We start from the raw sequence: 21,596 nt of genomic DNA on the forward strand, positions 1-21,596 counted from the left end.
GCCCGTCCTCGCCCGCTCGCTCGCGCCCATCCGCTCGCCCGCGCCCGTCTGCGCCCGTCCTCGCCCGCTCGCCCGGGCCGGTTCCTCCCTTGACGCCCGCCCGCCCGGATCCGAGCGGGCGACAACGCGCAGTCGGGACGTCGCACACGCGGGTGTTCCGCCCGCTCGCGGAACGGCCGAGCGGAGGTCGCTCGGCTGCCGAGCGCGAGCGGGCGAGAACTCGTGGTGCCGGATGCGTCGCACGCTGGTGTTCCGCCCGCTCGCGTGACGAGGCGAGGCGAGGCGAGGCAGGGGTGTGGGTCGTGGGCGTGACCGGGTGCGGGGCGAGGCGGGGGTGGGGCGGGCCTCCAGGCCGGAGCTGCGGCCGGAACGACGGAACGCGCCGACCCGCAGTGGGACGACGCGTTCCGTGTGGCGACCAGGTCGGTCAGCGACCGAACTCGAAGCTGGCGCCGGGGATGGCGGCCAGCAGGTCGCGGGTGTACTCCTGCTTCGGGTTGGCGAAGACCTCGTCGGTCGTCGCCTTCTCGACGATCTGCCCCTTGCGCATCACGCAGACGTTGTCCGCGACGAGGCGGACGACCGCCAGGTCGTGCGTGATGAAGAGGTAGGTCAGGCCGAGCTCGGACTGCAGCTCCGTCAGCAGGTCGAGGATCTGCCCCTGGACGAGCACGTCGAGCGCGGACACCGCCTCGTCGAGCACGATCACCTCGGGCTTGAGCGCGAGCGCCCGAGCCACGGCGATGCGCTGCCGCTGCCCACCCGAGAGCTCGTTCGGGTAGCGGTTCACCATCGACTTCGGCAGGGCCACCTGGTCGAGCAGCTCGAGCACACGGGCTCGACGGCTGGCCTTGTCGCCGACCTTGTGCGTGGCGAGCGGCTCGGCGATCGTGTTGCCGACGTTGTACATCGGGTCGAGCGAGCCGTACGGGTCCTGGAACACGGGCTGGACGCGGCGGCGGAAGTCGAAGAGCTCCTTGCCCTTCAGCGCGCCGATGTCGATGCCGTCGAACTGGACGGTGCCGCTCGTGATGCTCTCGAGCTGCAGGACGAGCTTGGCGACGGTGGACTTGCCCGAGCCGGACTCGCCGACGAGCGCCGTGGTGGTGCCCTTCGGGATCGCGAACGACACGTCGTCCACGGCCTTCAACTCACGCGTGGCGAGGTTCCGGCCGCGCAGCTTGTAGACCTTGCCGAGGTTCTTCACCACGATGAGGTCCTTCGCTGGCTGGTGCTCGCGCTGCTGGGCGCGGGCGATCAGCTCGGCGTCGTCGCTGCCGGCGTCGGCGATGTCCACCGACGCGTGCTGCACCTTGGACTGGATCCGTCGGCTCGCCAGCGAGGGCGCCGCGGCGACGAGTCGCTGCGTGTACGGGTGCTGCGGGTTCGCGAGGATCTCCTGCGACGGCCCGGACTCGACGACCTGGCCCTTGTACATCACGACGAGCTTCTCGGCCCGCTCGGCGGCGAGGCCGAGGTCGTGTGTGATGAACAGCACGCTGGTGCCGAAGTCGCGCGTCAGGGTCTCGAGGTGGTCGAGGATGACCCGCTGCACGGTGACGTCGAGCGCACTGGTCGGCTCGTCGGCGATGAGCAGCTGCGGGCGGCTCGACAGACCGATGCCGATGAGCACGCGCTGCCGCATGCCGCCGGAGAACTCGTGCGGGAACTGCTTGAGGCGGGTGGCGGCGTCGCCGAGGCCGGCCTCCTGCAGCACCTCGACGGCGCGGGCACGGATGGCGTGCTTGCCCGTGGCCATGCCGTTGGCCTTGATCGCCTCTTCGACCTGGAAGCCGATCGACCACAGCGGGTTGAGGTTCGACATCGGGTCCTGCGGGACGTAGCCGATCTCCTTCCCGCGGATCTCGGACATCTCCTTCTCGGTCAGTCCGACGAGCTCACGCCCGTTGAACTTGATCGAGCCGCCGGTCACCTCGCCGGTGCCGGCCAGGAGCTTGATGATCGCCTGCGCGCTGGTGGACTTGCCGGAGCCGGACTCGCCGACGATCGCCAGGCGCTCGCCCTGCTCGAGCGTGAAGCTCGTGCCGCGGACGGCCTGGACGAAGCCGCCCTGGGTGCGGAAGCCGATCTGCAGGTCCTTGACCTCGAGCAGCGGCGTGCCCGGGGTCCCACGACGGCTGGTGGTGGGTTCGGTGAGCGTCTCGGTCATCGACGGGCCCTCGCCTTCGGGTCGAGCGCATCGCGCACCACGTCGCCGAGGAGCAGGAACGCGAGCACGGTGATGGACAGGGCTGCCGACGGCCAGAAGATCGTCGACGGGTTCGTGCGGATCGACTGCTGGGCCGTCCCGATGTCGAGACCCCAGCTGAGGGCCGACGGCGGAAGACCGATGCCGAGGAACGACAGGGTGGCCTCGGCCACGATGAAGGAACCGAGCGACACCGTGGCGACCACGATGACCGGCGCGAGCGAGTTCGGGATGACGTGGCGGACCAGCGTCGCGAACCGGCTGACACCGAGCGCCGACGAGGCCATCACGTAGTCGGCCTGCTTCGCGCTGAGCACGGCGCCGCGCATGATGCGGGCGATCTGTGGCCAGGCGAAGGCGGCGAGCACGAGGGACACCGTGATGGCGTTCCGAGCGGGGATCACCGACATGATCACGATCGCACCGAGGACGGTGGGGATCGAGAAGAAGATGTCGCCGATGCGGGACACGATCGTGTCGAGCCAGCCGCCGTAGAAGCCGGCCAGTGCACCGATCACGATGCCGACGATCGAGACGAGCACGGTCGCGACGATGCCGACGATCAGCGAGCTGCGCGCTCCCCAGATGACACGGGCGAACACGTCGCTGCCCTGGCGGGTGAAGCCGAGGATGTGGCCGGCACGGGGACCGCCGTCGCTGTTGTTGAGGTCGGCGGCCCGCGGGTCGACGTGCGTGAACAGGCCGGGGAACAGCGCGACCACGATGATCAGCAGGATCAGGGCCGACGAGATCCAGAACGTCGGACGGGTCCGCATGGAGTCCCACGCGTCCGTCCAGAGCGAGCGGGTCTTCTCGGACTCGTCGACCTGGTCGATCGCCTGGAGCGGGGTCTCCTCGAGCGGCGCGACGAAGTGCGTCGCGGATCGGGACTCGGCGTTACTTGGCATAGCGGATCCTCGGGTCCAGGACGGCGTAGAGCAGGTCGACCAGGAGGTTGGCGAGCATGAAGATGATGACCATCACGGCGACGAAGGACACGACCGTGGGACCCTGACCGAGCTTGACGGCCTGGAACACGGTGCCACCGACGCCGCGGATGTTGAAGATGCCCTCGGTGACGACCGCACCGACCATCAGGTTGCCGATGTCGACACCGAGGTACGTGACCACCGGGATCAGCGAGTTGCGGAAGATGTGCACGCCGACCACACGACGACGGGCGAGCCCCTTCGCGGTCGCGGTGCGCACGAAGTCGGCGCTCATGTTCTCGGCGACGCTGGCTCGGGTCAGGCGCACGATGTACGCGAACGACACCGATGCCAACACGATGGCGGGGAGCACGAGCTCGGACCACGGCGCCTGACCGGACACCGTCACGCGGAACAACCCGAGCTGGATGCCGAACACGTACTGCAGCACGAACCCGACGACGAAGGTCGGGACCGAGATGAGCAGCAGCGAGACGACGAGCGCGGTGGCGTCGAACCACTTGCCCTTCTTCAGGCCGGCGACGACGCCGACGACGATGCCGGCGACCGACTCGAAGACCAGCGCGAGGATCGCCAGGCGTGCCGTGATCGGGAACGCCTGCGCCAGCTGCTGCGAGACGGGCAGACCCGAGTAGGTCACGCCGAGGTCGCCGCGGAAGACGCCGCCGATCCAGAGCAGGTACTGGATGATGAACGGCTTGTCCAGGTTGTACTCGGCACGCAGCTGCGCGATCACCTGCGGCGACGGCTGGCGATCGCCGAACAGCGCGGCGATCGGGTCACCCGGCAGCGAGAAGACCATGAAGTAGATGAGGAACGTGGCCCCGAAGAAGACCGGGATGAGTTGCAGGAGGCGCTTGCCGAGGTACCAGAGCATCAGATCGCCCGGTCCTGCGCAGCGCGCATGTGGTTCAGGTTCATTGTCGTGAGGGTGGACGGTCCGAGGGTCGGCACGGGTGTCCGGTGCGGGCGGCGGCGCCCGCGGTGGTGGGGAAGGTGGTTCCGCCGTGGTACGGGGGCCCGGAGACCGTCGGTCTCCGAACCCCCGTCCGGTGGTCGCGGAGCAGGATACCTGCTCAGCGGTGGATCTCCGTGGAGAGCCTGGTGTTACTTCTTGACCTCGATGTCGTAGTACAGCGGCACGGAGTCCCAGCCGAACTTGACGTTCGACACGTTGTCGGCGGACCAGACACCCGTGACGTTCGAGTACCAGAGCGGGATCTCGGGCAGGTCCTTGAACAGCAGTTCCTGGGCCTGGTCGAAGATCTTGTTGCCCTCTTCGACCGACGACGCCGAGCGACCCTCAGCGAGGAGCTTGTTGTACTCCGCCGAGTCGTAGCGCGCGTAGTTGCTCGACGAGCCCTTGCCCATGGTCGGGCCGAGGAAGTTGTACAGCGACGGGTAGTCGGCCTGCCAACCGGTGCGGCTGCCGCCCGTGAGCTTGTCGTTCTTCTGGATGTCCAGGGCTTCCTGGAACGTCGGGATCGCGTTGCCCTGCGCCTTGATGCCGAGCGTGCTCGAGATCGAGTTCGTGACCGCGGTCACCCACGCCTCGTGTCCGCCGTCGGCGTTGTACGAGATGGTGAGGGTGTCGTTGTAGGGCGAGATCTTGTCGGCCTCGGCCCAGAGCTTCTTCGCCTCGGACTTGTTGTACTCGAGGACGTCCGAGCCCTTGAGGTCGCCGTTCCAGCCGGAGATCACCGGGGAGGTGAAGTCCTTGGCCGGGGTGCGCGTGCCGTCGAAGATCTTGTCGGTGATCTGCTTGCGGTTGATCGCCATCGAGACCGCCTCGCGACGGAGCTGGCCCTCTTCACCCTTCCAGTGGTCGAGGTAGTAGGGCAGGTAGATGCCCTGGAAGATCGCCGCCGCCTGGTTGACGTTCGAGTCCGGGAAGTCGGACTTGTAGGTCTGGAAGGCGCTGTCCGGGATCGCGTCGAGGACGTCGAGGTTGCCACCCTGCACGTCGGCGTAGGCGGTGTCCTGCGAGGTGTAGAACGTGATCGTCAGACCACCGTTCTTCGGCTTGCGCTTGCCCTCGTAGTCCTTGTTCGTGACGAGCTTGATGGACTGGTTGTGCGTCCACGCCGAGCTCGAGGCGAACTTGTACGGGCCGTTGCCGATCGGGTTCTCACCGAACGCCTTGGTGTCCTTGTAGAAGTCCGACGGCAGCGGCATGAAGGCCGAGTAGCCGAGCGACAGCGGGAAGTCCGACTGCGCCGAGTTCAGCGTGACCGTGAACTCGTCGTCGCTCTTGACCTTGAGGCCGGTGAGCTCGGAGTCAGCGTCCGCGTTGTACCCCTGGATGTTCTCGAAGAAGTAGCTCGCGCCCTGCGCGTTCGAGAACTGAGCGGCCCAGTTCCACGCCTTCGTGAACGACTCCGCCGTGATCTTCTCGCCGTTGGTGAACGTGAAGTTCGTGTTGAGCTTGATGTCGTAGGTCTTCGAGTCATCGGTGGTGATGCTCTTCGCGATCTCGTTGACCGGCTTGCCCTTGGCGTCGTACGAGATGAGGCCCTCGAACATCGCGTTGATGATCTTGCCGCCACCGGTCTCGGTGGAGTTCGACGGGATGAGCGGGTTCTGGGGCTCGCTGCCGTTGGTGGTGACGATGCCTGCGGCGTTCGTCGAGCCGGAGCTGGAGCTGGAGCCGGAGCCGCTGCCGCCGCTGTTGCTGGAGCAGCCGGCCAGGGCGAGTGCTGTGGCCCCGAGCACGGCGAGGGCTGCGAGCCCAGCGCGCTTCTTGATCAAGAGTTCCTCCTGGTGCATGGGTCGCGCCAGGCACAGAGGTGTCGCCGGGCGCGTGTGACATCTGCAGCGTAGGCAGCACGGCGATCACGCGCCAAACTCAGGAACGATCGGTTACACACTGGTAACCAACTTGCAGGATCCTTGCACTGACGTGCAAGAAGTCCGCGATTCTGGGCAGAACAAGCTGGTTTGTTGCATGTGCATCATCTTCGTTGCAGTTCGGAAGACTTCCTCGCAGTGTGCCACTCGTCCGGGGGTGGTGTCACGCACCGGACGGTCCGCATTTCGGCGGGCATCGTGCAGCGCGTGCCATGAGCGCGCTGGGCGACGGCTCGATGCAACAATCCACACTCTGGACGAAAGGACCGCTCCATCCGGACACCGTGATGGTGTAGGGGTCGGAGCGCCCAGAGCAGGATGACCCACATCCCCACAGCCCCACAGCCCCACACCAGAACGGCACGAAGGCCCGGAGTCACCGACTCCGGGCCTTCGCACTGCGTTCGGACGCGACCGTCCCTACGCGAACGCCTCGACCGGCGGGCACGCGCACACCAGGTTGCGGTCCCCGTACGCCTGGTCGATGCGGCGCACCGGCGGCCAGTACTTCCGCCCGACGATCCCCGGCAGCGGGTAGACGGCCTGCTCGCGGGTGTAGGCGTGCGACCACTCACCCGAGATCACCGACGACGCCGTGTGCGGAGCGCCCACGAGCGGGTTGTCGTCCGCCGGCCACTCTCCACGCTCGACGGCGGCTGCCTCGGCGCGGATGGCGAGCATCGCGTCGACGAACCGGTCGATCTCGGCCAGGTCCTCGCTCTCGGTGGGCTCGACCATGAGCGTGCCCGCGACGGGGAACGACATGGTCGGGGCGTGGAAGCCGTAGTCCACCAGGCGCTTGGCGACGTCGTCCACGGTGATGCCCGTCGACTCGCGGAGGGGCCGCAGGTCGAGGATGCACTCGTGCGCGACCAGGCCCGACGCGCCGGTGTACAGCACCGGGTAGGCGTCACGCAGGCGTGCGGCGATGTAGTTCGCACCGAGCACGGCTGCCTCGGTCGCCCGGGTCAGCCCCTCGAGGCCCATCATCCGGACGTAGGCCCACGTGATCGGCAGGATGCTCGGGCTGCCGTACGGCGCAGCGCTCACCGGTCCGCCGGCGTGCGCCAGCCGATCGGACGAGGACGAGGACGAGCCCGGTCGACGGTCGTCCTGCTGCGCCATGGGGTGCGCGGGCAGGAAGGGTGCGAGGTGCCCCTTCGCCGCGACGGGTCCGACACCCGGGCCGCCGCCGCCGTGCGGGATGCAGAAGGTCTTGTGGAGGTTGAGGTGGGAGACGTCGCCGCCGAAGTCACCGAAGCGCGCGTGACCGAGCAGGGCGTTGAGGTTCGCGCCGTCGACGTAGACCTGACCGCCGGCGTCGTGCACGGCGTCGCAGACGAGCCGGATGTCGTGCTCGTAGACACCGTGGGTCGACGGGTAGGTGATCATCAGCGCTGCGAGGGTGTCGGCGTGCTCGGCGACGCGGGCACGGAGGTCCGCCAGGTCGACGTTGCCGTTCTCGTCGCACGCGACGACGACCACCCGCATGCCCGCGAGCACCGCGGACGCCGCGTTGGTGCCGTGGGCGCTCGACGGGATGAGGCAGACCGTGCGCTGGTCGTCGCCGCGGGACCGGTGGTACCCGCGGATGGCCAGCAGTCCGGCGAGTTCACCCTGGCTGCCGGCGTTCGGCTGCAGGGACACGGTGTCGTAGCCGGTGACCTCGGCCAGCCAGGTCTCGAGGTCGCCGATCATCGCCAGGTACCCGGTGACGTCCTCGATCGGGGCGAAGGGGTGCACGTTCGCGAACTCGGGCCAGGTGACGGCTGCCATCTCGGTCGCGGCGTTGAGCTTCATCGTGCAGCTGCCGAGCGGGATCATGCCCCGGTCGAGCGCGTAGTCCTTGTCCGCCAGGTGCTTGAGGTAGCGCATCATGCGGGTCTCGCTGCGGTGCGCGCTGAAGACCGGGTGGGTCAGGTACTCGCTCTGCCGCGCCAGGTCGGCCGGGAGGCTCGGGGTCGCGTCCCGCACGGCGGCCTCGGCGGCCTGCTGGTCCGGTCCCACCCCGGCAGCGGCAGCGGCATGGAGCGCCGCGATGACGGCCCGCAGGTCCTCCGGGGTGGTCGTCTCGTCGACGGACACCTGCACGGTGTCGGCGTCGACGCGGTGCAGCAGGTACCCGCGCTCGGCTGCTGCGGCGACGATCGCGTCCGCACCACCGGCCCGTCGGAGGGCGACCGTGTCGAAGAAGGCGTCGGAGACGACCTGCACGCCGGCCTCGCGCGCGGCGTCGGCGAGCGCCGAGGCCGAGCGTGCGACGCGGTTCGCGATGAAGCGCAGACCCTCGGGCCCGTGGTAGACGGCGTACATCGACGCCATGACGGCCAACAGCACCTGCGCGGTGCAGATGTTGCTCGTCGCCTTCTCGCGCCGGATGTGCTGCTCGCGGGTCTGCAGGCTGAGTCGGTAGGCCATGTCGCCGTCGGCGTCGAAGGACACCCCGACCAGACGGCCGGGCAGCTGGCGTTCGAGGCCGGCGCGGACGGCCAGGTAGCCGGCGTGCGGGCCACCGAAGCCGAGGGGGACGCCGAAGCGCTGCGAGGTCCCCACGGCGACGTCGGCACCGAGGTCCCCCGGGCTCGCCAGGAGCGTCATCGCGAGCAGGTCCGCCGCGACGACCGCGATCCCGCCCCCCGCGTGGACACGCTCGATGACCGCGGATGGGTCGACGACGCGGCCCGAGGCGCCCGGGTACTGCAGCACGACACCGAAGGCACCGTCGAGCTGGGCGTCGGTGGGTCCGTCGACGACGTCGAAGGTCCGCAGGCTGATCCCCACGGCGTCGGCGCGGTGGTCCAGCAGGGCGCGGGTCTGGGGCAGCAGGTCGGCGTCGACCAGGAAGGCGTCGCCCTTGACCTTCGACGCGCGTCGGGCGAGCAGCATGCCCTCGACCACGGCGGTGCCCTCGTCGAGCATCGACGCCCCGGCGGTGGCCATGCCGGTCAGGTCGGCGACCATCGTCTGGAAGTTGATCAGGGCTTCGAGTCGGCCCTGCGAGATCTCGGGCTGGTACGGCGTGTAGGCGGTGTACCAGCTGGGGTTCTCGAGCACGTTGCGCTGGATCACCGCGGGGGTGTGGGTGCCGTGGTACCCGAGGCCGATCATCGACCGCCGGACGGTGTTCCTCGACGCCATCGCACGGAGTTCGGCGAGCGCCTCGGTCTCCCCGATGGCTGCGGGGATCGACGACGCGTGCGTGGGCGCAGCGTGGATCGACTCGGGGATGGCCGCGCGGACCAGGGCGTCGAGCGACGTCCGTCCGACCACGTCGAGCATGGTCTGCTGGTCGGCCGGGGTCGTGCCGATGTGCCGGTCGGCGAACGTGGTCTGCAGGTTCCGGTCGTCGCGCGTCATGCGACGAACGCCCGGTACGCGTCGTGGTCCATCAGGTCGCCGGGGAAGTCGGTGCCCTCGACCTTGATCTTCACGAGCCAGCCGGCGCCGAACGGGTCGTGGTTGACCGTGTCCGGGGCGTCGACGACGGCGTCGTTGACCTCGACCACCTCGCCCTCGATCGGGGCGAAGAGCTCACCGACGCTCTTGGTCGACTCGATCTCGCCGAGCTGGTCGCCCGCGGTGGCGGCGGTGCCGACGGCGGGGAGCTCGACGTAGACGACGTCACCGAGCTGTTCGGCGGCGTGGTCGGTGATGCCCACGGTGACGACGTCGCCCTGGACGAAGAGCCACTCGTGGTCCTTGGTGTACTGCAGCGCGGTCTGGTCGGTCATGGATCTAGCTCGATTCTGATGAGCGCAGCGCGGGGCGGCGGTAGAAGGGGAACGGGGTGACGGTCGCGGGGATGGCCGTACCGCGGACGTCGATGTGGAGGACTTGTCCCCCGGTGGCGACCGACGGCGCGACGAACGCCATCGCCACGGGGTGCCCGAGGGTCGGGGACAGGGCGCCGGAGGTCACGGTGCCGACCGTCGCACCCTCGTGCAGGACCGAGTACCCGGCACGGGCAGCGCGGCGGCCCTCCATCACGAGCCCGACGAGCATGGGTGCGTCCTCTGCGGGCGCGACGCCGGACGACCCGACGTAGGAACCGGAAGCAGCGAGCACCCGGCCGAGTCCGGCCTGCGCGGGACGGACGTCGACGCCGAGCTCGTGCCCGTAGAGCGGCATGCCGGCCTCGAGCCGCAGGGTGTCCCGCGCGGCGAGCCCGGCGGGAACGACCCCCCGCGGGGCACCCGCCTCGAGCAGGGCGTCCCAGAGCACGGGGGCGACGTCGGGGGCGCAGTAGACCTCGAAGCCGTCCTCGCCCGTGTAGCCGGTGCGGGCGACGAGCACCTCGGAGCCGTCGAACGTGGCGTGCAGGACGCGGTAGTAGCGCAGCTCGTCGAGCGGGGTCTCCAGCTGCAACCGGTCCTCGACCACGAGTTCGTCGAGGGTTCCCGCGGCCGCCGGACCCTGGATCGCCACGAGCGCGGTGGTGTCCGAGTCGTCCGACACGACGACGTCGAAGCCGTCCGCCCGGGACTGCAGCGCGGAGACGGCGACGGACCGGTTGGCGGCGTTCGCGACCACCAGGTAGACGTCGTCGTCGGTGCGGTACACGACCAGGTCGTCCAGGATGCCGCCGTCCTCGCCGAGCAGCAGCGAGTACTTCGCCCGGCCGACGGTCATGGCGCCGAAGGCCCCGGCGAGCGCGTGGTCGAGGAACGCCACGGCCTGGGGGCCGCTCACGCCGATCTCGGCCATGTGGGACAGGTCGAACACCCCGGCGGCCTGGCGGACGGCGTGGTGCTCGGCGAGGTCGGAGGAGTACCGCACGGGCATCCGGTACCCGGCGAAGTCGGTGAACGCGGCACCGGCGGCTTCGTGCACGGCTTCGAGCGGCGACGACCGCAGGGGTGTGTCGAGGGGATCGGACATGACGGAGTTCTCCTGACGGGCAGGACCCGACGACCGTCGTCGGGCACGAACTCCCCCTCTGTCATGGGCCTGAGAGTTTCACCGCGGCCCGTGAGGTCCGGCGGCTTTCACCGTGGGCGAGTCGGTCCGCACCCGGAGGGCACGCGAGTCGACTGCTTTTCAGAGTGGCCTGCCCGCTGCGGTGTTGGACCTGAGAGATTGGCGGGGAGGTTGCTCCTTCGGTGCCGGACGCACCGACGAGCGGTGGCGGACGGCGTCTCCCGCGGCGGGTGATCGGCCTCGATGTTCTGTTGTCCCCACACTCTACCGAGCGAACGTTTCGAGCACGTGACGGATCCGGGCGTTCGGCCGGGCACCGTCCGGACCCTTCGACATCTCGTAGAGTGACCTCCGTGGCAGGACAACGGCAACGCCCGCGCGGGCAGCTCGAACAGGCGGTGCTCGACGCGCTCTGGTCGGCGGACGGCGGGCTGACGGCACGTCAGGTCCTCGACGCGTTCCCGGAGCCCCGCCCGGCACTGACCACCGTGCTCACCGTGCTCGACCGCCTCGGCCGCAAGGGCACCGTCGAACGGCAACAGCACGCCGAGGCGCCGCTGACCTTCCGCGCGACGCACTCCCGCGAGGAACAGACCGCGTCGCTGATGTCGACCGCCCTGGCCGCCGCGTCCGACCGCGAGGCAGCGCTCCTGCAGTTCACCGGCTCACTGGCCTCGGACGACCTCGACGTGCTGCGTCGCGCGCTCGACGCCCGCGCCCGCTCCTGACCCAGCGACGGCGGGAGCACGCAGCGTGGTCGTCACCGGCGTCGTCCTGGTCGCGATGGCCCTGGCCGTCGTCGTCCTGGCCCCGCGCGTCCTGACGCGGTCCGCCTGGACGATCGACCGGCCCCGGACGGCCCTGCTCGCGTGGTCGCTCGCGGTGGTCGTCGGCGTGGTCGGCTTCGTCCTCGGCATCGCGTTCGTCGTCCTCGCCGACGGTCCGTTGAGCGACCCGTTCGCGATCGGCGACTCCCCCACCCACGGCTTCAACGTCGGCGTCGCTGTCCTGGCCGTCGTCGCCTTCGTCGTCGCCGTGCGCGTCCGCCCCGGTTCCGAGCACCGTGCCGTCCGCGAGGCGATGCGGCAGGGCGCCGCCCCACACCGCGAGATCGACGGCACGCTCGTCGCGGTGGTCGAGGCGGACCACGCGCTCGCCTGCGCCGTCCCGGGACGCAGCGGCGGGGTGCTGGTGAGCTCCGGGCTGGCCGCGCGGTTGCAGACCGACGAACTGGAGGCCGTGGTCGCCCACGAACGCGCCCACCTGCAGCAGCACCACGCGGCGGTCGTCGCGGTCGCCGAGTCGATCGAGCGTGCGGTCCCGTGGGTGCCGGGCGCGCGCGCCATGGCGCGCTCGACGCGCGTGCTCGTCGAGTTCGCCGCCGACGACGCGGCCGCGCGCCGGGTCGGACGCGAGGCGGTGCGACGGGCCGTCCTGGTGGCGGACGCGACCAGCGCGCTCGCGGCGATCCGAGCCTCCCGTCTGACCTGAAGCGACGCGTGTCGGAGCCGAGGCATAGGGTGATCCCACCGTGAAGCCACTGACCGAAGCAGACATCCGTTCGTCGTTCGTCAACGCCACCCCGGACGAACTCGCGCAGCTCCCGATCCCCGGCCTGCACGAGATGCTCTGGGGCGATCGTGAGTTCCTCGGCTGGCGCGACCCGCAGGCCGCGCGCCGCGGGTACATCGTGTCGTGGATCGACGACCGAGCCGTCGGCATCGTCGTGCGCTCGGCGGGTGGCTCCCTGCGACCGGGCATCGCGGCGATGTGCTCGTTCTGCCACTCCCCGCAGCCGGCCACGCAGGTGCGGTTGTTCTCCGCCGCGCGCGCTGGCGAGTCCGGCCGGAACGGCAACACCATCGGCACCTACATCTGCGAGGACCTCGGGTGTTCGATGCTCATCCGCACCGCGCCACCGCACCTCAACCCGCCGGCGACGATCGCCATGCGCGGCGAGGCCCTGCTGCAGCGCGTGCAGAACTTCACGGCGGACATCATGAAGACGGCGTGACCGGGCGCTTCGCGACGGCGCGGTGGGCCGTGGTCGAGGACCTCGGCGAAGGACGCTGGCGGCTCGCGATCACCGACGAGGCGGACGACGAACTCGGGTCGTTCGGGCTCGGGGTCGAGGGCCCGTGGGACCCGGACGTCGAACCGCACGTGGCGTTCGTGCTGACGCAGGTGGGGCTCGCGCTGCGCGGTCGGCGACCCTGGCGCGACGACGAACTGGGCGCGCACCGCGCACCGGTGCTGCCGCTGGGCTGATCCCGGCCCGGGCGGCAGCTCAGTCAGCGGCGTCGATGAACGCGTGCAGGACCGGCCGGTCGTCGTCGGCGCGGGTGGCCCAGCACAGCTCGCTCTCGTGGGTCCCCGTCAGGGGCAGCAGCACGACGGTGTCCGGCGCGGCGAGGGTCGCACTCGCCGGCGCCACCGTCACACCGAGGCCGACGCCCACCAGGTGCAGCACGGTCGCCCACGTCGTCGCCTCCTGCACCACCACCGGACCCCGGCCGTCCCGGAGCACGGGAGCGAGGTTGCGCGCCGTCGCCAGCGACCCGGCCTCGGCGGGGAAGAACACGAACGGGTCGTCGACCAGCTCGCTGCCCGCGATCGCCGACCGGTCGGCGAACCGGTGCCCGCGCGGGACCGCTGCCACGAACCGCTCGCGGCGGAACGGGGTCAGTCGGACGCCGTCGGTGGGGTCCGGGTCGCGGACCACCGCCAGGTCGAGCTCGCCGCGGACGACCCGGGCGAGCAGCCGCGAGGTGTAGCCCTCGGTGAGCTCCACTCGGACCAATGGGTGCTGCTCGCGGAACCGCTGCACGCGCTCGATCGGCCCGAGCGGCAGCGCCGACACGACGAACCCGACGTCGAGCCGGCCGACCTCACCGCGCCCGACGCGGACCGCCTCGTCCAGGTCCCGTGCCGCCTGCGCCACGAGTGACCGGGCGCGGCCCTGCAGCACCCGACCGGCGGGGGTGAGCGCCACGCTGCGCGACGTGCGCACGAAGAGGTCGACGCCGAGTGCCCGCTCGGTGCGCCGGATCTGCTGCGACAGCGCCGGCTGCGCCATGTGCAGCTGCTCGGCCGCGCGACCGAAGTGCAGTGTGTCCGCCACCGCCAGGAAGGCGCGGAGGTGCCGGAGGTCGACGTCGCGGGAATCCATGCACACAGCGTATCGATCGGCGTGAACGAGTATTGGACCGGACTTCTTCGGCGTCGCAGGATGGAGGCATGCCCGACACTGCCTCCGTCGTGATCGACGACCTCGCCACCCCCGCTGACGCCGTGGCCTTCCGCACGCTGAACGAGGCGTGGATCACCCGGTTCTTCGCGCTCGAGGACGCCGACCGTGCGATCCTCGGTGACCCGGTCGGCCGGGTCGTGGAGCCGGGCGGCGCGGTGTTCGTCGCCCGCCTCGGGGACGTGGTCGTCGGGTGCGTCGGCATCGCGCCTGAGGGCGACGGCGTGTTCGAGCTCGTGAAGATGGCGGTCGCCGACGACCACCAGGGACACGGCACCGGCCGGCGGCTGATCCGGGCGGCGATCGACCGCGCGCGGGAGCTCGGAGCGCGCCGGGTCACGCTCGAGACGAACTCCGCGCTGGGGAGCGCCGTGCACCTCTATGAGACGTCCGGCTTCCGGCACCTCGCACCGGAGGAACGGCACGTGAGCCCCTACGCCCGGGCCGACGTCGCGATGGTGCTCGACCTCTGACGGACCAGTCCCGCTACGATTCCGGCATGGCGACGCACGAGGTCCAGGCAGTCCGGGACGCAGGCATGTGGCAGGTGTTCATCGACGGGTTCCTGGTGACCGAGGTGTCCCGCTGGCCGTCGGTCGGGTTCGTCGCCCGGGAATGGGTGTCGCTCACCGAGGAGGTCCCGTCCAGCGAGGTCGAGCTGTCGATCCGCGTCGTCGGCCGGAACCAGTACATCGACGCCTGACCCTGCCGGTCAGGCCGTGTGCCAGACCACCGCTTCCTGCGCACTCGACGGGTAGGCGGCGGCGATCCGCAGCACGGCCTCGCGCAGGGTGTCCGGTGAGCACGCCAGGTTGATCCGCGCGAAGCCCCGCCCCTCGGCGCCGAACGGCAGTCCGGAGTTCAGCGCGACGAAGGCGTGCTCCCGCAGCTGCACCGCAGGGTCCTCCCCCAGCCCGAGCCCGCGGAAGTCCAGCCAGGCCAGGTAGCCGGCGCGCGGCCGCGAGTAGACCACCCCGGGCAGGTGCTCGGCCAGGAGCTTCGCGAGCAGCCGGTCGTTCGCCACGATCCGGTCGATGACGTCGTCGAGCCACCCCACCGCGAGCGAGAACGCCGCGAGGTTGGCGTGCAGGCCGAGGATGCTCGTCCGACAGGCCACCTCTTCCCACAGGGTGTCGAGCAGCGCCGCGGTCCGGTCGTCCCCGGCGACGATCACCGAGCACTTCACCCCGGCCAGGTTCCACCCCTTGCTCGCCGAGGTCACGCACACACTGCGAGCGCCCGCGTCCGCCGCGATCGACGCGAACGGGGTGAACTGCACGCCCGGGTGGGTCAGTGGCGCGTGGATCTCGTCCGAGACGACGAGCACGTCGTACCGCGCAGCGAGCTCGGCCAGCGCCATCAGGTCCGCGCGGTCGTGCACCAGGCCGATCGGGTTGTGCGGGTTGCAGAGCAGGAACACACCGACCCCGTCCGCGAACGCCCGTTCGAGGCCGGCGAGGTCGAGCCGGTAGACGCCCCACTGCTCCGTGAGCGGGACCTCCTCGACCTGACATCGGGCCTCCTCGACGAGCTCGAAGAACGGCGGGTACACCGGCGGCGTGATCGCCACACGCCCGCCCTCCGGCAGCGCCAGGCGCAGGGTCTCGACGATGCCCACACTGACGTCGGTCGCCAGGTACACCCGCGCCGGGTCGAGGTCCCAGCCCCACCGGTCCGCGGCGAACCGCGCGAAGGCCGGCGCGAGCGGCCCGGGACCGTCGAGGTAGCCGAGGTCCGACTGCTGCACCCGCTCCACGAGCGCCTGCCGGATCTCCGGCGCGACCTCGTGGTCCATCTCCGCGACGAACAACGGCAGCACGTCGGGCGCGTAGCGCGTCCACTTGATGCTCGTGCGGACCCCGCGGAGCGTGCCGACGGGGTCCTGGTCGTCGTGCGGCATGCGTCCCAGGATGCACCGGCCAGGAGGCTCGGCGCGAGTCCGCACGTCATCGCACGTCGTTTGGGTGCCCGTCTTCACGACCAGTATCTGAAATGGTAGCGTTCCGGTGTCGGTGCCGCCCGCACCGAACCACAGCTCGATGAGGAGACTGCGTTGCAGATCGAAGCCGCCCTGCTCACCCACACGGACGCGCCGTTCCGGATCGTCCCGCTCGACCTCGACGACCCCGGCCCGAACGAGGTGCTCGTGCGACTCGCTGCCAGCGGCGTGTGCGCGTCCGACGCCCACACGCGGTCCGGTCACACGCCGTCGCCGCTGCCGGCCGTCCTCGGGCACGAGGGCGCCGGAGTCGTCGTCGCGACCGGGGCGAACGTCGAGCACGTCCAGCCGGGCGACCACGTCGCGCTGTCGTGGATGCCGAACTGCGGCCACTGCCGACACTGCGCCGCCGGACGTCCGGTGCTCTGCACCGCGGCGGCTCCGGCGCTCCTGGCCGGCACGATGCTCGACGGCACGGTCCGGCTCCACCACCAGGGTCAGGACGTCAACCACTACTCGTTCCTGTCGACGTTCGCGACCCACACGGTGGTGCCCGCGGCGAGCGCCGTGAAGATCCCCGAGGACGTCCCGCTCGGGCTCGCCGCCCTCGTCGGGTGCGCCGTGCTGACCGGGTACGGCGCGGCGGTCAACCGTGCACGGGTCCAGCCGGGGCAGTCGGTCCTGGTGTTCGGTGCCGGGGGTGTCGGGCTCTCCGCGGTCATGGGTGCCGCACTCGCCGGCGCAGCGCAGGTGATCGTCGTCGACCCGGTGCCGGACAAGTGCGCGGTCGCCGTCGAGTTCGGCGCCACCGCGACGCTCGCTCCCGGGGACGACCTGGTCGACCGTGTCCTCGCGCTCACCGACGGCGACGGCGCGGACGTCGCGATCGACGCCGTCGGTGCTCCGGGGATCCTGGACACCGCCTTCCGCGCCACCGTCCCCGGCGGCACGGTCGTGTGTGTCGGGGTCCCGGGGCCGGACGCCCGTCCGTCCCTCCCCGGACCGGACCTGGTCCGCTCGGAACGGGTCGTCACGGGGTGCCTGTACGGCTCGAGCCGGCCGTCCGTCGACATCCCCAGGATCCTGGAGCTCTACCGTCGCGGCGCGCTGCCGATCGACCGGCTGGTGTCGAAGACCTACCGGCTCGACCAGGTGAACGAGGCATTCGAGGACATGGCTGCCGGCCGACTCAGCCGCGGCGTCATCGTGCACGACGAGGCGATCGCATGGTGAGCCGGGCCGGACGCACAGACGTCGTGGGGGTCTCGGTCCCGACGGGCCTGTTCGTCGGCGGCGTGTGGCGCCGCGCGGCGGGCGCCTTCACAGTGGACGACCCGGCGACCATGCACCCCCTCGCCGAGGTCGCGGACGGCTCCGTCACGGACGCACTCGCAGCACTCGACGCCGCCCACGCGGCGCAGGACGCCTGGGGACGGACGGCGCCACGCGAACGCGCCGAGGTCCTGCGCCGGGCCTTCGACGAGGTCGTCCGCCGGACCGACGACTTCGCCGCGGTGATCACCGCCGAGATGGGCAAGCCGCTCGCCGAGGCCCGGGGCGAGGTCGCCTACGGCGCGGAGTTCCTGCGGTGGTTCGCCGAGCAGACCGCCCACGTCCACGGCGACTTCGGCACCGCGCCGTCGGGAGCGTTCCACGTCCTCACGACGAAGCGTCCGGTGGGGCCGTCGTACCTCGTCATCCCGTGGAACTTCCCCCTCGCGATGGGCACCAGGAAGATCGGGGCCGCCCTGGCCGCCGGGTGCACGGTCGTGCTGAAGCCCGCCGCGCAGACCCCGCTGACCTCGGCGCTCCTGGTCGAGGTGCTCGAGGCAGCGGGCGTCCCCGCCGGGGTCGTCAACCTCGTGCCGACGACGGACGCGGCCGCCCAGTCGGCAGCGCTCATGGCCGACCCGCGCCTGCGCAAGGTCAGCTTCACGGGATCGACCGGTGCCGGCCGGACGCTGCTGCGCCAGGCTGCGGACCAGGTGCTCCGGACGTCGATGGAGCTCGGCGGCAACAGTCCGTTCATCGTGCTCGAGGACGCCGACGTCGACGCTGCGGTCGAGGGCGCGATGCTCGCGAAGTTCCGGAACGGCGGCGAGTCCTGTGTCGCGGCGAACCGGTTCATCGTGCACGCCGCGGTCGCCGAGGAGTTCACCGCGCGGTTCGTCGAGCGGGTCGAAGCACTGGTGCCCGGCCCGGGCGCCGACCCGACCACCACGATCGGGCCGCTCATCGACGCTCGTTCGGTCGAGAAGGTCGATGCGCTCGTGCAGGCCGCGGTGTCCGACGGGGCGGTCGTCCGCGCCGGCGGCTCCCGCGTCGAGGGTGCCGGGTACTTCTACCGCCCGACCGTCCTGACCGACGTCGCGCCGGGGTCCCGGATCTCGGGCGAAGAGGTCTTCGGGCCGGTTGCGCCGATCACGGTCGTGGGCAGCGAGGACGAGGCCGTCGCCCTGGCGAACGCCACGCAGTACGGGTTGGCGGCGTTCGTCTACACCCGGGACGTCGCCCGGGCGCTCGACCTCGGCACCCGGATCGAGGCCGGCATGATCGGCGTGAACCGGGGGCTGGTGTCCGAGGCAGGTGCACCGTTCGGCGGCGTCAAGCAGTCCGGGCTCGGTCGCGAAGGCGGGCACGTGGGCATCGAGGAGTACCTCGAGACCGTCTACCTCGCGGTGGACCGCTCGTGACCGCCACGACCGCACGCGCAGGCGGCGGAAGCGGCGCTGACGTGTCCGGGACCGGCGCTGCACAGCGCAAGCGGTTCCTCCGACGCCTCACCGCCGCGACCGGGGGCGGCATGTTCCTCGACGGCTTCGTCTTCGCGGCCATCGCCGCCGTGATCGCCGCCGGCAGCATCCGCGAGGACCTGGCACTCACGCCGACGGAGCTCGGGCTGGTGTCCTCGTCGACGCTCATCGGGACGATCGTCGGCGGCCCGCCATCGGGTACTGGACCGACCGCATCGGCCGGAAGACGATGTTCATCGTCGACCTGCTGGTGTTCCTCGTCGCCGCGGTGCTCATGCTCGGGGTCACCCAGCTGTGGCACGTCGTGTCGCTCGGGGTCCTGCTCGGTGTCGCGGTCGGGGGCGACTACGCGATCGGCTCCCCGCTGCTCGGGGAGTACACGCGCGCACAGGACCGTGGGCACCACCTCGGGCTCCTCGAGCTGCTCTGGAACGTCGGGTACGTCCTGTCCTTCCTGATCGGGTTCGTGCTCCTCCGCGCGCACCCGGAGCTCTGGCGCGTCGAACTCGCGACCGCAGCCGTCCCGGCGATCGTGATCCTCTGCCTGCGGCACGGCCTGCCCGAGTCACCCCGCTGGTTGGTGGCGCAGGGCCGTGTGGACGAGGCCACCGCGTCGCTCGCCGCCGTCGGGGCGACGATCCACGACGAGGACTACCGCGAGGACGGCTCCGTCCCGACGGCCTTCCGGTCGCTGTTCGTCCGCGACTACCTCGCCCGCACGGTGTTCGTGAGCGTCTTCTGGATGTGCATCGTCGTGCCGTACTTCGCCCTGGCGTTCTTCCAGTCCGAGGTCCTCGGGGTCATCGGCCTGGAGGACCCGATCAGCGCCGCCCTGCTCGGCACCCTCGTCGCCCTCGTCGGTGCGGCGACCGGCTGGCTCCTGGTGGACCGGGTCGGCCGACGTCCGCTCCTGGTGATCCCGATGTTCGCCACCGCGGTCTTCCTGGCGGTCGTGGCGCTGAGCGGCACCCTGCACCTGCCCGTCGCCGTGACGGTGGTCTGCTTCTTCGGCTACCTGCTCTTCTACGGCGTCATGAGCATCCTGCCCGGCGTCTACCCGCTCGAGGTCTTCCCGACCGCGATCCGGACCACCGGCATGGGCTTCGCGAGCGCGATGTCCCGCGTCGGCGCGGCGATCGGCACGTTCCTCCTGCCCGTCGCACTCGGGGCGTTCGGACTGTCATGGACGCTCGCGGTCCTCGTGGTCGTGTGCCTGGTCGGCGGGGTCGTCTCGCTGCGGCTGGCCCCGGAGACCGCCCGACGCTCACTCACCGAGACCGGCAGCATCGCCGGCGTCGGCCCGCACCTCGTCCGCCGCGAAGGGAACCACCGATGAACACCCGCAACGACACCCACGACCTCGACGACCTCCAGGACCTCGACGACCTCGACGGCCGCATCGCCCAGGGCTGGGGCGGGTTCGCCCCGAACGGCGTCCACGTGAACGTCGTCCTCGCCCGACGCGGCTCCCCCACGGCGGCCTCGCTCCTCGGCGCCCTGACACAGCCGCGCGAGGGGTTCACGCCGATCCTCGCGACGGTCGGCCCGGACCAGCCCTCGTACGAGACCGTCCTGCCGCCGGTCCTGCTCCTCAACAAGACCGCGCCGGTCACCCCCGACGCCGCGGGGCTCGTCTCCGGCGCCGCACAGCTCGGAGCTGCGCAGGGCGCGCTCGACGCCGCCGCGGACGGACTGGTCCCCGCGACGAACGAGGTGCTCGTGTTCGTCGCGCTCTGGATCGACGGCGACGCCACCGACGAGACCGCCGTGCGCCGTGCGACTCGGGACGCCGTCCGCTCGGCGGTCAGCGAAGCCGCCGTCGGCCGCGACGAGTCGGTGACCGCGCGACACCTGGCCGACCGCGACCGCTTGCGGAACCCGTTCCACCACGGCGGGTGATCCGGACCTCCGGCCGCCCTGCGGCACGCACGCCTACTGTCGGTGCCATGAGCACGAGCACCGCCGACAAGGCGTCGACCCTCAAGTCCCTGCACGAAGCCCCCGAGATCCTCCGCGTCGTGAACGTGTGGGACGCGATCAGCGCGAAGACCGTCGCAGCCCTGCCCGAGACCCGCGCGATCGCGACCGCCGGACACTCGATCGCCGCGTCGTACGGGTACGACGACGGCGGCATGCCCCTCGACCTCGCACTGCAGGGCGCACGGGTCGTCGCCGAGGCCGTCGACCTGCCCGTCACCGCTGACCTGGACGACGGGTACGAGGACCCGGCCGAGACGATCCGCCGTGCCATCGGCTTCGGTGTCGTCGGCGCGAACGTCGAGGACCGCCTGCGTCCGTTCGACGAGGCCGTCGACCGCGTGGCCGCGATCATGCGCGCCGCGGAGCAGGAGGGCGTCCCGTTCCAGCTCAACGCCCGGACGGACGCCATCGCGAAGGGCGGCGACCGACCGCTGGACGAGAGCATCGCGGACGCGATCGCCCGCGGGAAGGCCTTCCTCGACGCCGGCGCGCCGCTGGTCTTCGTCCCCGGCGCGATCCAGCGTGACGTCGTGGAGCGCCTCGTCGAGGGACTCGGCCACGGCAACCTCAGCGTCATCGGCCTGCCCGGCGCCCTGCCCGCAGCCGAGTACGAAGCCCTCGGGGTCGCCCGCATCTCCTACGGCCCGCTGACGCAGCGCGTCGCGCTCCGCGCGCTGCGCGACCTGGCGACCGACCTGTACGGCGGTGGCGTCGTGCCGGAGGACACCCCCGCCCTGAACTGACCGACCGACCA

At 71.0% G+C, this 21,596-nt stretch carries 20 protein-coding genes and 1 riboswitch; of the genes, 11 read left to right on the plus strand and 9 right to left on the minus strand.

Going from position 1 to position 21,596, the window contains the following annotated elements; all coding sequences use genetic code 11:
• Positions 1-427: 427 nt before the first annotated feature.
• The 7 genes from BIU90_RS00310 to gcvT form a co-directional block, all read right to left on the minus strand.
• The gene (locus BIU90_RS00310) at positions 428-2,170 is read right to left on the minus strand and encodes an ABC transporter ATP-binding protein (RefSeq protein WP_071298247.1); all 1,743 of its coding nucleotides are present in this window, start codon (positions 2,168-2,170) and stop codon (positions 428-430) included.
• The gene (locus BIU90_RS00315; RefSeq protein WP_071298248.1) at positions 2,167-3,117 is read right to left on the minus strand and encodes an ABC transporter permease; all 951 of its coding nucleotides are present in this window, start codon (positions 3,115-3,117) and stop codon (positions 2,167-2,169) included. The genes BIU90_RS00310 and BIU90_RS00315 overlap by 4 nt, the downstream gene beginning before the upstream one ends.
• Entirely contained in the window at positions 3,107-4,036 is a 930-nt protein-coding gene (locus BIU90_RS00320) for an ABC transporter permease (protein WP_071298249.1), read from the minus strand. Before BIU90_RS00320 ends, BIU90_RS00315 begins: the two co-directional genes overlap by 11 nt.
• A 230-nt stretch (positions 4,037-4,266) precedes the next feature.
• Positions 4,267-5,907, minus strand: a complete 1,641-nt coding sequence (locus tag BIU90_RS00325) for an ABC transporter substrate-binding protein (protein ID WP_071298311.1) — start codon at positions 5,905-5,907, stop codon at positions 4,267-4,269.
• 519 nt (positions 5,908-6,426) lie between these two features.
• Positions 6,427-9,363: an aminomethyl-transferring glycine dehydrogenase gene (gene gcvP, locus BIU90_RS00330; protein WP_071298250.1), complete on the minus strand. Its 2,937-nt coding sequence runs from the start codon at positions 9,361-9,363 to the stop codon at positions 6,427-6,429.
• Positions 9,360-9,737, minus strand: a complete 378-nt coding sequence (gcvH, locus tag BIU90_RS00335; protein ID WP_071298251.1) for a glycine cleavage system protein GcvH — start codon at positions 9,735-9,737, stop codon at positions 9,360-9,362. The genes gcvP and gcvH overlap by 4 nt, the downstream gene beginning before the upstream one ends.
• 4 nt (positions 9,738-9,741) lie before the next feature.
• A complete protein-coding gene (gene gcvT, locus BIU90_RS00340; protein ID WP_071298252.1) occupies positions 9,742-10,884 on the minus strand; it encodes a glycine cleavage system aminomethyltransferase GcvT in 1,143 nt (380 codons plus the stop codon).
• 169 nt (positions 10,885-11,053) lie between these two features.
• Positions 11,054-11,157, minus strand: a riboswitch (glycine riboswitch).
• Positions 11,158-11,276: 119 nt separating this feature from the next.
• Between gcvT and BIU90_RS00345 the strand changes: the two genes are divergently transcribed.
• Genes BIU90_RS00345 through BIU90_RS18015 form a run of 4 tightly spaced genes read left to right on the plus strand, consistent with a single transcriptional unit; the run spans position 11,277 to position 13,191 of the window.
• The gene (locus BIU90_RS00345) at positions 11,277-11,651 is read left to right on the plus strand and encodes a BlaI/MecI/CopY family transcriptional regulator (protein ID WP_071298312.1); all 375 of its coding nucleotides are present in this window, start codon (positions 11,277-11,279) and stop codon (positions 11,649-11,651) included.
• 25 nt (positions 11,652-11,676) lie between these two features.
• The gene (locus BIU90_RS00350; protein WP_071298253.1) at positions 11,677-12,414 is read left to right on the plus strand and encodes a M56 family metallopeptidase; all 738 of its coding nucleotides are present in this window, start codon (positions 11,677-11,679) and stop codon (positions 12,412-12,414) included.
• A 40-nt stretch (positions 12,415-12,454) separates the two neighbouring features.
• Positions 12,455-12,937, plus strand: coding sequence for an FBP domain-containing protein (locus BIU90_RS00355; RefSeq protein WP_071298254.1), 483 nt, complete (start codon positions 12,455-12,457; stop codon positions 12,935-12,937).
• A complete protein-coding gene (locus tag BIU90_RS18015) occupies positions 12,934-13,191 on the plus strand; it encodes a hypothetical protein (protein WP_071298255.1) in 258 nt (85 codons plus the stop codon). Before BIU90_RS00355 ends, BIU90_RS18015 begins: the two co-directional genes overlap by 4 nt.
• 19 nt (positions 13,192-13,210) lie before the next feature.
• On the opposite strand, the gene BIU90_RS00365 is transcribed toward BIU90_RS18015, so the two are convergent.
• Positions 13,211-14,092, minus strand: coding sequence for a LysR substrate-binding domain-containing protein (locus BIU90_RS00365; protein WP_071298256.1), 882 nt, complete (start codon positions 14,090-14,092; stop codon positions 13,211-13,213).
• A gap of 68 nt (positions 14,093-14,160) precedes the next feature.
• Between BIU90_RS00365 and BIU90_RS00370 the strand changes: the two genes are divergently transcribed.
• Together BIU90_RS00370 and BIU90_RS00375 are read left to right on the plus strand one after the other, a co-directional pair.
• Entirely contained in the window at positions 14,161-14,643 is a 483-nt protein-coding gene (locus BIU90_RS00370) for a GNAT family N-acetyltransferase (protein WP_071298257.1), read from the plus strand.
• A gap of 26 nt (positions 14,644-14,669) precedes the next feature.
• Positions 14,670-14,873, plus strand: coding sequence for a hypothetical protein (locus BIU90_RS00375; RefSeq protein WP_071298258.1), 204 nt, complete (start codon positions 14,670-14,672; stop codon positions 14,871-14,873).
• A gap of 9 nt (positions 14,874-14,882) precedes the next feature.
• On the opposite strand, the gene BIU90_RS00380 is transcribed toward BIU90_RS00375, so the two are convergent.
• Positions 14,883-16,070, minus strand: a complete 1,188-nt coding sequence (locus BIU90_RS00380) for a MalY/PatB family protein (RefSeq protein ID WP_071298259.1) — start codon at positions 16,068-16,070, stop codon at positions 14,883-14,885.
• A gap of 153 nt (positions 16,071-16,223) precedes the next feature.
• Between BIU90_RS00380 and BIU90_RS00385 the strand changes: the two genes are divergently transcribed.
• The 5 genes from BIU90_RS00385 (at position 16,224) to BIU90_RS00405 (ending at position 21,585) form a co-directional block, all read left to right on the plus strand.
• Entirely contained in the window at positions 16,224-17,342 is a 1,119-nt protein-coding gene (locus BIU90_RS00385; protein ID WP_071298260.1) for a zinc-binding dehydrogenase, read from the plus strand.
• Complete coding sequence (locus BIU90_RS00390) at positions 17,336-18,802, plus strand: NAD-dependent succinate-semialdehyde dehydrogenase (RefSeq protein ID WP_071298261.1); 1,467 nt, start codon at positions 17,336-17,338, stop codon at positions 18,800-18,802. The genes BIU90_RS00385 and BIU90_RS00390 overlap by 7 nt, the downstream gene beginning before the upstream one ends.
• A gap of 253 nt (positions 18,803-19,055) precedes the next feature.
• A complete protein-coding gene (locus BIU90_RS00395; protein ID WP_302847379.1) occupies positions 19,056-20,198 on the plus strand; it encodes an MFS transporter in 1,143 nt (380 codons plus the stop codon).
• Positions 20,195-20,761, plus strand: coding sequence for a formaldehyde-activating enzyme (locus tag BIU90_RS00400; RefSeq protein ID WP_071298262.1), 567 nt, complete (start codon positions 20,195-20,197; stop codon positions 20,759-20,761). Before BIU90_RS00395 ends, BIU90_RS00400 begins: the two co-directional genes overlap by 4 nt.
• A 47-nt stretch (positions 20,762-20,808) precedes the next feature.
• Positions 20,809-21,585: an isocitrate lyase/phosphoenolpyruvate mutase family protein gene (locus tag BIU90_RS00405; RefSeq protein WP_071298263.1), complete on the plus strand. Its 777-nt coding sequence runs from the start codon at positions 20,809-20,811 to the stop codon at positions 21,583-21,585.
• Positions 21,586-21,596 lie beyond the last annotated feature (11 nt).

Source organism: Curtobacterium sp. MCBA15_001 (genome assembly GCF_001864835.1).
In the GTDB taxonomy this organism is placed as follows: Bacteria; Actinomycetota; Actinomycetes; order Actinomycetales; family Microbacteriaceae; genus Curtobacterium.